Origin of the sequence: Clostridium sp. UBA2485 (assembly GCF_002341865.1) — a bacterium.
In the GTDB taxonomy this organism is placed as follows: domain Bacteria; phylum Bacillota; class Clostridia; order Clostridiales; family Clostridiaceae; genus Clostridium_J.
Genome location: NZ_DDOV01000033.1, coordinates 1,059 through 17,118 on the forward strand (window position 1 = coordinate 1,059; position 16,060 = coordinate 17,118).

The 16,060-nt window shown below is 28.3% G+C and carries 12 protein-coding genes and 1 other annotated feature; of the genes, 2 read left to right on the forward strand and 10 right to left on the reverse strand.

Annotated features, from left to right (window positions below):
- Window positions 1–76 precede the first annotated feature (76 nt).
- Both B3603_RS05050 and B3603_RS05055 read right to left on the reverse strand, forming a co-directional pair.
- Window positions 77–625 (reverse strand): YcxB family protein, encoded by a 549-nt coding sequence (locus tag B3603_RS05050; protein WP_291561483.1) that lies wholly within the window; start codon window positions 623–625, stop codon window positions 77–79.
- 195 nt (window positions 626–820) lie between these two features.
- A complete protein-coding gene (locus B3603_RS05055) occupies window positions 821–1,822 on the reverse strand; it encodes a M42 family metallopeptidase (protein ID WP_291561485.1) in 1,002 nt (333 codons plus the stop codon).
- A gap of 745 nt (window positions 1,823–2,567) precedes the next feature.
- On the opposite strand from B3603_RS05055, the gene B3603_RS05060 reads away from it, so the two are divergent.
- Entirely contained in the window at window positions 2,568–3,050 is a 483-nt protein-coding gene (locus B3603_RS05060; protein ID WP_291561487.1) for a tetratricopeptide repeat protein, read from the forward strand.
- A 241-nt stretch (window positions 3,051–3,291) separates the two neighbouring features.
- Here B3603_RS05060 and B3603_RS05065 read toward each other — a convergent pair whose 3' ends face one another.
- The 4 genes from B3603_RS05065 to B3603_RS05080 all read right to left on the reverse strand — a co-directional run bounded on the left by B3603_RS05065 (window position 3,292) and on the right by B3603_RS05080 (window position 8,969).
- The gene (locus B3603_RS05065) at window positions 3,292–4,371 is read right to left on the reverse strand and encodes a M24 family metallopeptidase (RefSeq protein WP_291561489.1); all 1,080 of its coding nucleotides are present in this window, start codon (window positions 4,369–4,371) and stop codon (window positions 3,292–3,294) included.
- 131 nt (window positions 4,372–4,502) lie between these two features.
- Entirely contained in the window at window positions 4,503–5,813 is a 1,311-nt protein-coding gene (locus B3603_RS05070; RefSeq protein ID WP_291561491.1) for an ABC transporter permease, read from the reverse strand.
- Entirely contained in the window at window positions 5,806–8,250 is a 2,445-nt protein-coding gene (locus B3603_RS05075; protein ID WP_291561493.1) for a COG1361 S-layer family protein, read from the reverse strand. The genes B3603_RS05070 and B3603_RS05075 overlap by 8 nt, the downstream gene beginning before the upstream one ends.
- A gap of 2 nt (window positions 8,251–8,252) precedes the next feature.
- Entirely contained in the window at window positions 8,253–8,969 is a 717-nt protein-coding gene (locus tag B3603_RS05080) for an ABC transporter ATP-binding protein (protein ID WP_291561497.1), read from the reverse strand.
- Window positions 8,970–9,638: 669 nt separating this feature from the next.
- Here B3603_RS05080 and B3603_RS05085 point away from each other — a divergent pair.
- The gene (locus B3603_RS05085; RefSeq protein ID WP_291561498.1) at window positions 9,639–10,058 is read left to right on the forward strand and encodes a bis(5'-nucleosyl)-tetraphosphatase; all 420 of its coding nucleotides are present in this window, start codon (window positions 9,639–9,641) and stop codon (window positions 10,056–10,058) included.
- Between the two features lie 232 nt (window positions 10,059–10,290).
- Here B3603_RS05085 and B3603_RS05090 read toward each other — a convergent pair whose 3' ends face one another.
- The 4 genes from B3603_RS05090 to B3603_RS05105 all read right to left on the reverse strand — a co-directional run bounded on the left by B3603_RS05090 (window position 10,291) and on the right by B3603_RS05105 (window position 15,923).
- Window positions 10,291–10,944 carry a Fic/DOC family protein gene (locus B3603_RS05090; protein WP_291561500.1) on the reverse strand — a complete coding sequence of 218 codons (654 nt, stop codon included), beginning with the start codon at window positions 10,942–10,944 and terminating at the stop codon, window positions 10,291–10,293.
- A 71-nt stretch (window positions 10,945–11,015) separates the two neighbouring features.
- A complete protein-coding gene (locus tag B3603_RS05095) occupies window positions 11,016–11,219 on the reverse strand; it encodes a hypothetical protein (protein ID WP_291561502.1) in 204 nt (67 codons plus the stop codon).
- A gap of 334 nt (window positions 11,220–11,553) precedes the next feature.
- Complete coding sequence (locus tag B3603_RS05100) at window positions 11,554–14,205, reverse strand: valine--tRNA ligase (protein WP_291561504.1); 2,652 nt, start codon at window positions 14,203–14,205, stop codon at window positions 11,554–11,556.
- A 174-nt stretch (window positions 14,206–14,379) separates the two neighbouring features.
- Window positions 14,380–14,597: a binding site (T-box leader), on the reverse strand.
- A gap of 762 nt (window positions 14,598–15,359) precedes the next feature.
- The gene (locus tag B3603_RS05105) at window positions 15,360–15,923 is read right to left on the reverse strand and encodes a hypothetical protein (protein WP_291561506.1); all 564 of its coding nucleotides are present in this window, start codon (window positions 15,921–15,923) and stop codon (window positions 15,360–15,362) included.
- Window positions 15,924–16,060 lie beyond the last annotated feature (137 nt).

Here is a 16,060-nt window from a genome sequence, read left to right on the forward strand (position 1 = left end):
CCATAATTGTCAATTGTCAATTAAGTAAATAAAAGGCTATGAAACATTTGTTATTTAACATTTCATAGCCTTTCATTTACTTAATTTTTATTTTTTCTGCTGTAAGATTTCTTTTGATTATGTCTTTTAAAATACCTATATCATCATTACTGCTAAAAGCCCTTTTAGGAATTATCATAGATTTAATATCTCCTAAATAGATAAACATACTGTTTTTTGATTCCGTTACTTTAAAAATATTTTTCCAACCTATATTGTTATTACTTGATTTGCTAATTAATAAAATCCCATCATCATTTATAATATAATTTTGTTCTTCCTGTAAAAGCATTTCACTTTTAAAAACCTTTTTTGAATAAAAAACAATTAGAAAATAAAAAGCTAATAAAATTAAACTAATAAGTAAAATCCCTGTAGGTATCATAACAATAAACATTTCCTTTAATAATTGAGTATCCATACCATTAGAAAGTACTTTAAAAAGTATTGTACCTATAAACAAAATAAAATATAAAAAACCAGCTGCATAAAAATGTTTTCTACTATGATGAATATTAAAATCTTTATAATCTTTAAATTCTAGCTTAAAGTTAGCTTTTACTTCCTTTTTCTTTAAGTTATCCATAACTCTCCTCCATATTTTAATTTCATGCTTTTATCATACATTAAGAAATAATCGCTTGTAAACCTTAATCATAAGTTATAAATATTTATTATTAAAAATTATGTTTATTTTATGAAAAGTTTAATAAATATATTTAATACTAAAAAATTCTCTACAGGGTGTTTCAAAACCTGTAGAGAATTTTTTAATATTATTTTATTCTTCGAAGTTAAACTCCCTATTTACATATTTAACCAATAATTCAATAGATGCTTCTATATCCTTCATATTTACAAAGGCATTTGGTCCATGTACATATCTCATTGGTGCAGATATACCAGTACATCTTACTCCAAAATTTGATCTATTTATAGCGCCTACATCGGTACCTCCAGCATAGATAACATCTCGTTGATATTTTATATCATTTTCCACACAACACTTAATCATTTCTTCAACTAAGTATTCATCACAAATTACACTGCCATCAGATATTTTTACAGCAGTTCCAGCACCTAAAGCATTACTTCCCGCATCACTATTAGGATAATCATTAGCTATAGTACCATCTAAAGCTATACCTATATCTGGATTTATCCTATTTGCTGCTACAGTAGCACCTCTTAAGCCAAGTTCTTCTTGAGTAGAAAATACACAGTATATATCATTATATGGTTTTTCTATTTTTTTAAGAGCTTCCGCTAATATATAACAGCCTACTCTATTATCTAATGCTTTTGCACATACATTATCATTCTTAAGCTCTACAAACTCCCCTATATATGATGCTACATCTCCAATTTTAATATATTTTGATGCTTCCTCTTTAGATTGTGCACCAATATCTATATATAGCTTTGTTATATCTTTTTTAATATTTTCAATCTCACAGGAGTTAGCAATAACTCCTATTGTCCCATTTCTAAACTTAACTCTACTCATTATAGTAGGTATTATAGGAATTCCACCTAAAGATCTAACTATTATAGTACCCTTATCCTCAATCTTCATTACTTGGAAGCCGATTTCATCCATATGAGCAGAAGCCATTATTTTCTTCTTATTTTTCCCATATCCTTTTTTGAATACAATTAAATTTCCCAATGGATCAGTAATAATATCATCACCATATTTTTTGATTTCTTCTTTTATAACCCCTCTAATCTCTTTTTCATATCCACTTACACCAAAAGCTTCTGTTAATTCTTTTAGAAACATATATTTATCCCCCCAATTAAAATTTACTTACAAGGTAATTTCTACAAAATTTATTGAAATCCTTTTTATTCGATTAAAATGAAACCTATCTTTAAGATTTCACGTAAATTTTATAATAAAATATATTTAAATTTTAAAAATTTATTACAAATTAAAATATTATTGTAATACTTTAATATACATTATATAAGTAGGATTTATAAATACTTTATTAGGTTTTATAAATTCAAAATGTATAATTCATAATCCACAATTTTACTTAATTCAAAATGCACAATTCACAGGTCACAGTTCACGATTGTGGATATTTATCCACCCCTGGGGTATATTACAAATCTAAAAAGTTGTAGAAAACCAAAAGTATGTACATAAAACTAATAGTAAAAACTACACTCTAAAATATACCCCTGAGGGTGCAGTATGATATGGTCAAATATTTAATACATTAATCAATATTTTAGTTATATTATATACTTTCATTATTCTAATTAAATTCAATGGATGTCGTTCCAAACTATACTGAACCTCAGGGGAACCCTTTCAGGGCTTCACTACTGTTCCCCTGAGGTGGAAAATCAGCAACTTCTTATAAAAAATAATTAAAGAAATTAGTTTGATAAAACTAATTTCAACCACAATTGTCAATTGTCCATTTTCAATTCTCAATTGTATAAGCTATTCTTCAGAGGTGAAAAACATATATCAAAATAAGTATTTATTATTAAACCGTAGAAAGGAGATTAACATGAATAGAGATTTGGATTTAGCAATTAACTTAAGAAATAGTGGTAAATTAAGAGAATCTAATGAATTATTGGTTAATTTAGCAAATCAATATCCAGAAGATGCTATGATAAATTATCATTGTGCTTGTGGATTAGAGGCTTTAGGCTTAGACGCAGATGCTATACATTATTACGAAAATGCAATATATGGAGGGCTACCTAATGAAGATTTACAGGAAGCAATAATAAATTTAGGAAATAATTATAGGGCTTTAGGTAGATATGTTAAAGCAAGGCAAGTGTTTGAATATGGATTAAATATATTCCCTAAAAATAATGCAATAAAAGTATTTTATGCAATGACATTGTATAATTTAAAAGAGTATGAAAAATCCATGGAAATTTTATTAAAAGTTTTAGCTGAAACTTCAAATGATAAGAATATAATGAAATATAAAAAAGCAATACAATTTTATTCTGATAAACTAGATATGAGATGGTAATTTAATTTTATATAAACCTTAAAATCTTTAAAAATTAAGGATTAATAATTAAGAATACGAATTTAGGATGAAATCCACTAAGTGTGAACTTCTTAAAATAAAACTTATTCTAGAAAACTCTAAAGGCTTTAGTGGTGGAGTTTTAATTATAATTCTTTATTAGACACCTTAAATTTACAATAATACTTCATGGCTAATTGTGAAAAAAGGTTATGGAGATATTCCTATCTCCATAACCTTTTTATCCAATAACTTTTAATTCTTTATCATATTTATTTAAAACTTCACAGCCGTCCTCTGTTACTAATACCAAGTCTTCTATCCTTACCCCGAATTCTCCTGTTAAATATATACCTGGCTCAATTGAAAATATCATTCCCGGTTTTACTACATCCGTATTTATTGAAGATACATCACCAAAGTCATGAACCTCTATTCCTATTGAATGGCCTGTTCTATGGGTGAAATATTTACCATAACCAGCTTTCTCTATATGGCTTCTCGCTGCTGCATCTATGTCACAAAATCTTACCCCTGGTTTAACAGTTTCTATAGCTTTTTTATTTGCTTCTAGAACAATATTGTAAACCTCTTTTGCTTTATCAGATACAGATTTATAAAAAACTGTTCTTGTCATATCTGAGCAATAAGAATTCTTTAAGCATCCTATATCTATGATTATGCTATTTCCTTCTTTTACCATAGAACCATCTACTTCATGATGTGGATCCGCACCATTAGCTCCATAAGCAACTATAGGACTAAAAGAATAACCTTCTGCTCCCATATCTACATAGATATCTAAAAGCATTTGAGCCATCTTCTTCTCACTATATTTTTCTTTAGATAATAAGCCTATGATTTTTTCCATTGCCATATCATTTGTTTTTGACGCATCTCTCATTAAGTCTTTTTCTTCTTCATCTTTGAACATTCTTACAGTATCAAGGACAGGAGAGCCATTAACAAACTTGCATCCTTCAGTAAATTCCATAAGTCTTAACAAAAATCTTGATGGCCAATTTTTATCAATTCCTATTATCTTTGAGTTATCAACATATTTAGAAATTATCTCCACACCATCCTGTGAATCATTAAACCATATCTTTTCAATACCTAAGTCCTCATAAACTGGAAATAATTCATTTAAGAATAATTTATGATTTCCTTCCAAGTTTAAATAAAGAGCAAGTAGCCTTTCACCTGGACTAATCCACTTACCTGTTAAATAAAATATGGATGGTGGATCACATACTATGATTTGAGGTATATTCCTTTTTTCCATTTCCTTCAAAACTTTATTAAGTCTTTCTACTTTCATAATAAAACCGTTGTTGTCAAAACTTTATAAAAATATAGGTATTACTTTAATGGTTGTAATATCCTATGTCTTGACAAGCTCCTTTCCCTAAGTATTTTTATACTTTTCATTATAACATATGGAATTTCTTTTTATTCTGTTTTAATAGCTTCTAATGCGCTAAGCTTCATAGCTCTTCTTGCAGGATAAAATCCTGATATAATTCCTACCAAAGTACTAAAAACTAATGCTGACGCTACAAGCCATATTGGGATTATTGAAAGCTTACCACCATCTCCCATCTCACCAAATAAATTCAAATTACTTCCAATTACATTTATTATCATGGACAATAGATAGCTTAATCCTATACCAAAGGTTCCACCGGATAATCCTATCATCGCTGCTTCTAATAAAAATATTCTTCTTATATCTTTTAATTGGGCTCCTATAACCTTCATTACACCTATCTCTCTGGTTCTTTCATATATTGACATTATCATTGTGTTAGCTATTCCAATAGCTGCTACTAATAAGGATACCGCACCTATCCCCCCTAATATAGCTTGCATTATATTTGTAGTACTCTTTACAGATTCAAGAAAGTCATTAAGACTATACGCATTATACCCCATATCTTTAATTTGATTTTGAATATCAGCTACTTTATTTATATCATTAACCTTAACTAAAATTTGCTGATACTTATTTTTATTCTTAGGCTTATTTTTATTACTAGTATCTAATTTTTCTTGTTCCTTTTGAAGCTTTTTAATATACTCTAAGCTGGTAAATATATAACTATCTTTTTCATAATCACTTTTCTTAAGTACTCCTACAGTGTTAACTTTTATGGGCTTTGCCATTTTTTTAGGCTTTCCATCTGGAGAAAAAATCTGAAAATCCATAGTTATACGATCTTTTAAAGGATTTATCTCCGGCGGCATTCCAAATCCTGAACTTTTTTCATCGTAAAAGTAGTTTTTTACTTCTGCACCCCAAACACATTGATTATTATCTCCAACCTTAAGAATTCTTCCTTCCTCAATATTAAAGTCAAATGCCTCCATTGCTTTAGAATCCATACCTCTTAAAGTTATATAAGAAGTGTATCTACCTTTAGATAACTTCATTTGTAAATTCATTACTCCTGTAGCTAGTTCTACATCTTTAATCTCCGATAGATTTGCTATAGCTTCATCATTTAGATAAACCTTTTTCTTATTTGGTAATGGCTTACCATCGGGGCCACCCATACCAAAATCCTCCATAATAGTAATAGTATTAAGACTACCCATTTGACTTATATTATTTTTAAAACTCTCACTCATTCCAAAACCTAAAGATAGCATTGTGATAATAGAACTTGTCCCTATAATTACTCCTAGTATAGTAAGAAATGTTCTAAGTTTTCTTCGCCATAAATTTTTAAGCCCCATTTTGACGATATCTAAACTACTCATCTAAGGTTTCACCTTTCTTTTTCTTTCTTTTCTTCCAAATAAAGAATCCAGCTCCAGCAACTACTATTGTGCTAATAGACCAAAGAAGTATACCACCTATTCCCTTTTTATTTTCTTCTGGAATTTCCTCTGGCATATTAGGATCCATTGGGGCTCCTTCTAAGACATTTATATTAATTTCTTTTACCTCTTCTACATGTTCACCTGCAGTATTGTCATAAGAAAATATTAACTTCCCTTTTAAAGGTCCTGTCTTATTTGGAATAATAACTCCATCATAGTTTTCTGTAGTACCAATTTCAAAATTACCTAAATAATAATTTCCATTTTCGGAAGTAAAGTCTCCTTCAAGTTTTATCATCATATTATATAGAGGTACTTTGCCCATATTGAAAAATTGCGCACTTACTGGTATAGGCATTCCTACATAACCTTCTGTTGGAATATCCATATTACCAATTTGAAGTTTTGCCTGTTGTACTACAGGTACACCTATAAGTTCTGTTGCAGTAATATCTTTTCCTGTTTCATCTTGATATTCAAAATTAGCAGTTATAGTATAAGTCTTTGCCTTTGCATCAGGAACAGTAAAGAACTTAAGTTTTTTCTCTATGGTTCCTTTAGGTGGAATTGATTCTATATAAAATGTATTACTACTATCAACTGGAGTAAATACATTTCCACTTTGTTCTGTCTTTTCATCAACAGTAAGGAAAATCTTAACATTACTTATAGCCTTATTTGCATTTGTATTAAAGAAAGAAAGATTTACATCAAATTTTTCTCCCGCTCTTACTATATTAGGTTCAAAACTATACTTATCTATTATTAATCTAGGAGTTAACTTATTTGAATCTGCTCCATTAACTAATATTCCTACATATTGAGTTATTTTATTGCTTTTACCTTCTTCACCTTCTGCAGCTGCTTGATTATCAAACTCTACATTAATGCTTATTGGATAATTTTTAGTAGTGGCTTCTGAAGTAGCAAAGAAAGTAAAATCTAATTTAGCTACTTTTCCTGGCTCTAGGTTATCTATCTTTTTTACATTTGCAGTTTTAGGTACCATTGCAGGATCTCCACTATCTAGTGTAACCTTTACATTAGATACCTTTGCTTTGCTCTGATTTCTAAGATCAAAGGTAATTCGCACGTCTTGATTTGGTCTAACTCCCTCTCTAGGGTAATTGATATTTTGTATAGATAAATCGGATAATGTTGCAGTGGATCCCCCTACAGTTATAAAAACTTTATGGCTTTCCTCATACTTTTGATTTTGAGCATCTTTGTAACTAGTTTTAAGCTCTAGTGCATGACTTCCATTTTTAATATTTTTTGATGCTTGAAGATCATATTCTATAACAGTTTGATCATATCCAGCTAGTACCTCACTATGCTTATTATTAGAACCCCCTACTATAGAAAAACCACTTTCTGCAAATCCATCAAGACTATATTTAACATCTCTAGCTTGAAGACTTCCTTTATTTTTAATAGTAAAACTAGCTTTAAACTTCTGCCCTGCAGTAATAGTAGCTGGATTAGTCACTACTCTATCAACTACTAATGTAGTAGGAGTATTTTTATTTACTACTTTTACATATACAGTTTCAGAATGAGTAAATGGATTATCATAAGCATTGGTAAAACTATAATTTAATTTAATAGGATAACTTTTCTCAGCTGCATCTGAATTTGCAGTTAACTTAAAACTTATGTTTTCAGATTTATCTGAAGAAATCTTTTTTATAACTCTAGTAGCACTTGTATCCTCTAGGGTTAATGGAGTGCTTCCATCTCCAAATTCAGGAGTTACCACTATATTTTCTGCAGTATATCCACCGGTATTTTTTATAGTAAAAGTAATTGTTTCACTATGCCCTGCATCAATAGTAGGAATACTCTTATTTACTAAATTAAGTCTTGGTACATATTTTGTTGTATCTACAGGTTTTTCTTCTTTTTCTATCTCTGTACTTTTAGGTACAGCCTGTTCTATTGAAATAAAATCTGTGGTAGTTATTTGTTTCCCTCCTTGAAAATACGTAATTGTAAGAGGTAAACTTGTATTACTGTCTCCATTATATTTCAGATCTAATTTTTCTGTTTTCCATTCACGTTTGTCAGTTTTTGGATTTACATCTAGATCTATTGCATCTTGTTTTGATCCTGTGCTAACTGGTGCAAATGGTGACCCCTTATCAATTGCTACACTAACTTTGCTTATCTCTTTATCTCCTTCAAGAAAAATTTGAATCTTAAATTTAGTATTTTCATATATACTACTTTTACTTCCATCATTTACTATATATTTACTAACTCTTATTCCTTCTTTATATCCAGTATCCTCATCAGCTGGTTTTGCCATTACCTCAAAAGGTATACTAGTTAATATCATTACTATCCCCAGTAATAACCCTATAATTTTTTTCATTTTTATTCTTCTCCTTTATCCCCCGTATTGTCTTTGTTTATTTCTATCTTGTCTACATTTCCATCTCGTATATGTATGACCCTATCTGCATAACAAGAAATTTCAATGTCATGAGTTACTATTATTAGTGTTTGATTTTGCTCTTTAGCCATTTTAGTTATTAATTCCATTATTTCTAGAGTGGTCTTAGTATCAAGGTTCCCAGTAGGCTCGTCTGCAAAAACTATATTAGGATTTCCTACAAAAGCTCTTGCTATACTAACCCTTTGCTGTTGTCCTCCACTCATTTGAGATGGTTTATGATTTAGCCTCTTTTCCAGCCCTACAGCTTCTAACATTTTCTTAGCTCTTTCATTTCGTTTTGAAGTTGAAATGTTTCTAAATATTAAAGGTAAAGTAACATTTTCTAGTGCAGAAAGAGTTGGTAATAAATTATAAGATTGAAACACAAATCCTATATATTTTTGTCTAAAAGCTGCTAACTGATTTTCACTCATCTTTTCAATATTCTTATTTTTTATGATTATTTCTCCCCTAGAAGGCTTTTCTAAGCCAGCCATCATATTCAGTAAGGTACTTTTACCAGACCCTGAGGTCCCTAAAAGACATACTACTTCCCCTTGATATATTTCTAAATCTATATTATCAAGAGCTACAATTTTTTCATCACCCATCCTGTAGAGTTTTCTTACATTTTTTAATTCAATTATTTTCCCCAAAATTAAACCTCACCGTCTACTTTCCTACTTTTCTCCATTTCTTCATTTTTTTTAAAAGTCTATTAGCTTTTTCTATATTCATAATAAAAACACCTCCCTTTTTACTAATTTTTTTTTAAAATACCTAATTTTTCTCTTTAAATATAATAGACTTAAATTTGCAGAAAAAATTTTGTATTTTTCACTAAAAACCACCATTTTATAGAATAAGTTTATATTTATTATAAATATTGTAAGTTATAAAGTAAAAAAAATTAAACTTATTTATAAAAAGTTTATAATTTTTTAGCTAAATCACTCTCAAATTTATAAAAAAACTAATTTTAACAGGTTTAAAGTAAAATCTCAAAAGATAATTATGTGCAAATATAAACCATATATTTATACAATAAATTAAAATATTTTAAAATATTAAATTCAAAAATAATATGTCCTTTTAATATTATACCTTTTTAATCTTACAAATAAATTAATTATAGATTACAAAATAGTAAGAAATTAAAAAAATTATAAGTTCTTTGCTTTTAATTTTATCGCACTTATATAGCTGTTAATTACTAAGATAATAAATTAGTAATATTTTTTATTTATTAAAGGAAATATATCTATAAAAACAGAATATACTTTTAATATTTCAAATATAGATTTACTTAACAAGGAGGATATGTTATGAAATTTGAAAAATCATGCGGTGCAGTAGTATATAGAAAGACAGATGAAAATTTAGAATTTCTAGCGGTTAAGAGTAAGCTTTCTAATCGTTGGGGATTTGCGAAAGGACATGTAGAATTTGAAGAAACTGAAAAGGAAACTGCAAAAAGAGAGGTTCTTGAAGAGGCAGGTATAAATATTAATATTCATGATGGATTTAGGATGGAAATAGACTATAACATAAATGAAAATATTAAAAAAGAAGTAATATTCTTTTTAGCAGAATTATCAGAAGAAACAGCAATTATTAATTATAAAGAAATTCATGAATATAAATGGGAGAACTTCGAAAACATGCTTAACTTATTAACCTATAATAATCAAAAAGAAATATTAAAAGAAGCTTATAGCTTTCTTCAACATAAAGTTCATAATTAAAATTCACCTACTTTATCGACTTGTAAGAGATTCTAGAATGATATTTAAAACAACTAGTAGCCTTTGTTTTAATATAATCATTACAAAATAAAAAGCAAAAGCTACTAATTTTTATTTTTAAATTTATAATAAAAGATAATCGCTTGTCCTATATTATTTTTACTCAATATAAGCTTTATATTTAAAAAATAAAGTAGTCTTTTCAATATATGATTTTATATTTGTTTGCAAGCTATCTTTCATATTCTATTTCTTTATTAAGTATTTTGGAAATATCTTTATTAGGTTCTTTATTTACTATGCAATCTTTTATAAGTTGTGATAATTTATCTGTGTCATACTCTCTTGTTGCTGTTATAGTTGCATCTAAAAGTTTATCACTGTCTACTTTATCCCACTCTAATTTATATCCATTTTTTATCGCTAATGTCCTTATAAATTCTCTTTGTGTTTTTCCATTACCCTCCATGAAAGGATGTGCAAAATTTAATTCAGACATATAATGAGCTAATCTTTCAGACATCTTGTCTACATCTAACCCTTTTAGGCATCTTTCTTTATTTAGACTATTAAGTAACTCATGTGTAGCTTCCCCTAAATGCTTGGTCGGTGCAAATCCGCCATCTAAATTCATCTCTTCATTTCTAAACTTTCCTGCAAAGGGATAAACATCGCCAAAAATAAATTTATGAATTTTCATAAGATGGTTAACATCAAATTTACCTTTTATAGGATTTTCTTTTAACTTGGATATTCTATCTGTTGAAATAATTTTATCTATAATATCTAAACTTTCTTTGTTTTTTATATCTAATTTATTTTTTAAGACATTAGTACCCTCATAATAATAAGAAGATTGATAATCTTCTTTGTATAAAGCTTCCATAAGTATATTATCCCCCTTGATTTACTTCTAAATTTATCTCTTTTACTATTTTAAGTCTTTTTTATTACTCATCATTTATTATTTTCTGTATTAAATTGCTTAGAATATTCTTTAACTTTTTCTATAAATTCTTTATCAGAACAATTACCCATTAAATGTTCTTTTATCATCGTCCTTTCTTCTTCATTCAAAGTTTGTCCATCAAATTTTAGACTACCTTCAGCACTTCTTATAGCTTCGTCTACACTTTTCTCATCAACTTTGTTTTTGTTCATAGATTATAATCCCCCTAACATTTTATTTTCTTTATTCTATGTGACATCATCTGTGGTATTTCACCATTGACTCTTAAGCTTATTAAATTATTGACTATAAATCTTATGTATATATATTTTTAGGAAAGTCTGTCTGATGTGTATTGAAAGGTTTGTTAAGTAATAAGTATATTCTAATTTGTATGCTCTTCATTGGTAATAATACATCATAAATGTATACTTATAGTATATTATGGATTTAATAGTAAATCTACATATTTTTTAATTTTGTTACAATTTAATGTAATATTCTTGAAATACTCCTCAAAAAAAGCATGGTTTCCCATGCTTTTTCCTATTTTAAATTTTCTATACTTTCAAGTACAGCTTTATACATTTCTTTGTATTTTTCACCTTTAGCTTTTTCTTCTTCAACAACTTCTGCTGGAGCTTTTGATACGAATCTTTCATTAGATAGTTTCTTCTCAACTCTATCTATTTCTGATTCTNNTGATTCTAATTTAGCTTTTTCTTTATTTAATCTTTCAAGCTCTTTCTCTACGTCTACAAGTTCTAAAAGCGGCATGTAGATTTCTGCGCCTTTTGAAACTACAGTAACTACATTTTCTGGAGCTTCTTCTTTAGAAGATAATATTATAACTTCACTTGCTGAAGCTAATTTTTCAAAGTAAGTTATTCCTTCTTTAAAAGCTTCCATTGCTTCTGTAGCATAGATATAGGTTTTAGCTTTTCTTGAAGGTGGTACATTCATTTCACTTCTAGCATTTCTAGTATTTTTTATAGCATCTATAATATAATTCATATATTCTTCTGCTACTTTATCTTCAAGTTCTTCTGTAAATTCTGGCCAGTTAGAAATAGTTATAGATTCACATTCTACTTTTAAATGAGTGTATATTTCCTCTGTAATGAAAGGCATTACAGGATGAAGTAATTTTAATCCTGAAACTAATACTTTATTTAAAACATTTAATACTACACCCTTAGCTTCATCATCTTCACCATATAATATTGGCTTCACTAATTCTATATACCAATCACAGAATTCTGTCCACATAAAGTCATATACTTTTTGAAGTGCTATTCCAACTTCAAACTTCTCTATATTTTCAGTAACTTCTTTAATAACAGTATTTAATCTTGATAATATCCACTTATCTGCTATTGAATAGTTTTTATTATCTTTAAACTTCTCCATTAATTCTTCATCAAAATTCATCATAACAAATCTTGACGCATTCCAAATTTTATTAGCAAAATTTCTAGCCGCTTCAACTCTTGATTCATAGAATCTTATATCATTTCCTGGTGCATTTCCTGTAACTAATGAAAATCTTAGTGCATCTGCTCCATAGTTTTCAATTACTTCTAGTGGATCTACACCGTTGTCTAGAGACTTAGACATTTTTCTTCCTTGATCGTCTCTTACAATACCATGAATAAGTACAGTATCAAAAGGTACTTCTTCCATATTGTATAATCCTGAGAATATCATTCTAGCAACCCAGAAGAAAATAATATCTGGACCAGTAACTAAAGTACTAGTTGGGTAGAAATATTTTAGATCTTCTGTATTTTCAGGCCATCCTAATGTTGAAAATGGCCATAATGCTGAACTGAACCAAGTATCTAAAACATCTTTATCTTGCTCTAAATTTGTAGAGTTACATTTAGTACATTTTTCTGGTGCATCTACTTTAACTATTATCTCACCACAATCTTTACAGTACCAAACTGGAATTCTATGTCCCCACCATAACTGCCTTGAAATACACCAATCTTGAATATTTTCCATCCAGTTAAAGTAGATTTTTTCAAATCTTTCTGGAACAAACTTAGTTTTCTTTTCTCTAACCACTTCTATAGCTGGCTTTGCAAGAGATTCCATTTTAACATACCATTGTTTTGATAACATTGGTTCAACAGTTGTATTACATCTATCATGAGTTCCAACGTTATGACTATGAGATTTTATCTTTACTAAATATCCTTGTTTTTCTAAATCTTCTACCATAAGCTTTCTAGCTTCATATCTATCAAGTCCTGAATATCTTCCATAGCCTTCACTTATAGTTCCATTTTCCTCTAAAACAACTACCTGTGGAAGATTGTGTCTTTTTCCTACTTGATAGTCATTTGGATCATGGGCTGGAGTTATTTTAACTGCTCCTGTTCCAAATTCCATATCAACATAATCATCTTCAACTATTGGTATTTCTCTATCCACTAATGGTAACTTAAGCATTTTACCAATTAAATGACTATATCTTTCATCTTTAGGATTTACTGCAACTGCTGTATCTCCTAATAATGTTTCTGGTCTTGTAGTAGCAATTTCAATTTTTTCATCACTACCTACTACAGGATAGTTAATGTGCCAGAAAAATCCTTCTTGCTCTTCATGTTCTATTTCAGCATCTGAAAGTGCTGTCATACATTTTGGACACCAATTAGTAATTCTATTTCCCCTATATATAAGATCATCATTATATAATTTTACAAAAACTTCTCTAACTGCTTTATTTAAGTTTTCATCCATAGTAAAAGCTTCACGAGTAAAGTCTGCTGAACATCCCATTTTTTTAAGCTGTTCTCTTATTCTATCTCTATACTCATCTGTCCATTCCCAAACTTTTTCAAGGAAAGCTTCTCTTCCCATTTCTTTCTTTTTTAATCCTTTTTTAAGCAGTGCATTTTCAACTCTTACTTCTGTTGCAATACTGGCATGATCTTCACCTGGTAGCCAAAGAGTACTATATCCTTGCATTCTCTTAGTTCTTATTAGAATATCTTGAAGAGTATTATCAAGAGCATGACCTAAGTGTAATTGACCTGTTATATTTGGTGGTGGCATCACTATTGTATAAGGTTTTTTACTTTTATCTACTTCTGGAGTAAAAAATTTCTTTTCTTGCCACCATGCATATAATCTTTCTTCAAAGTCTTTCGGATCATAATTTTTAGCTAAGTTCTTATTATCTTCCATATTAAGTCCTCCTATCAATTTTTATTTCTCACGTAACTGAAAATACACCTAAATGGAGCCATAAAGAGTTACGGTATTGTTCCTAAAAGCTGTGTTTTCATAATGAATTTAAAATTAAAATGTTTCTTCACAAGGTAAAAATTTATAAAAAAATAAAAAAGAGCCTTTCATCCCCAAAAGGACGAAAAACTCGTGGTACCACCTTTTTTCCCTGCAAAATTACAGGCTCATATAAACTAACGATTTGACAACCGGCTTTATCTACTAAAAATATATTCAATAAAGAAGCTCCAAAGCTACCTTCAGATTGTTCCATATAGAAGACCTTTCAGCCGTAGAGCCTTCCTCTCTTAATACTTCCAAATCCTACTCCTCTTCTTCAACGCTTTTATCACTGTTTAATTATTAGTACATTATATAGAATAACTAATAAAAAGTCAATACTTTTTTAATAATTTAACATGTTATGCTATATAATATTAGTTAGATAAATATGTATTAAACATATATTATCCAATAAAATTAGACATGAATATTCTATAGCTAAAGTGTGTTTTAAAAATATTATCTAATCAATAAAATAGCAAAGATTATGAGCTATATTTTACTTTCCATTCGTGTTAATATACTTAAATATATATATATATATTTCAAATTTACAAGTATATATAGGCTATCTACTATGATTATGTAAATCTGAATAATAGTCAAATATCTTAGTAAATTTTTACGAATTAATTCTATAACTTTAATAAATATATTTGTATAATTAAATTGAGTTCTATTACAAAATTTATGAAACAATTTTTTTAAATTTTTTCTGCAAAAGTGAATCTATGTCAATGCCTTAAGCTCAAAAAGTTGGACTTTTCACGCAAATTTTTAGCTAAATATTCACATTTTTTTATAATTAATATAAACTACACTTCCATGTATTCTTTTTATATAAAGCTCTACTATTGTATCTTTAAATTCTTTTGTATAATGCTTTTGACCATTTGCCGTTACAAATACTTCCTCATTTTTTTCTTACTATAAACTTTATTATTTGTTGAATTATTTACTTTGTTTGTCTTTTTCGTGCTCTTTAAAAATCATAAAATGATCTAAAAATACAAATTGATGCTATAAAAATGTATTCATAATCAATACCTCTATTTTCTACCATCACATTTCTGCTTTTGATGAAAATAAGTGACACAACATATAGTTATAATAGCTATAACTATAGCTATCAATTTTATTTTTTCATATAATGTGCGTGACGTTTCAATCTCTATATACTTTTCAAACCAATCTTCTCCTGAACTCCATCCACTATTATTATCCTCTGACCAAATCTTTACTGGATTCTTATCTCCAAGGATTTCGTTGCAAATCCATGCTGTTATCCAATAATTTGCATCATTTAAATTACCTCTTTTAAATTCTGATATGAAAAAATCTACAACTGGTTCACCCATTTGAATAATTTCATCATATTCCATTTTATTAGCTTTTATTTGTTCATATGGATTAGAATTTTTAGGGTCAATCATGTTTTCTAATGATATAATCTTTTTTAAATTTAAGTTTACAACTTCAATCTGAGAGCGTGTTAAAGTTATCTTTTCTTTTAGTGGATTTCTTATGATATCAAAACCTATAATTATAAATCCTACAAAAAATAATAGTATTATAGAAAGCAAAAAATATTTTAAACGAATATTAACCTTCATTTTTCCCTCCTAGTAAAATATAATTAATTAGTCGATTTCAGAATAGCACAACCATTGATATTACTGATGTTACAAAATATCCATTGTATATTTTACTTCACTAACCTCCGAATATAATATACTCACCTAATTAAATT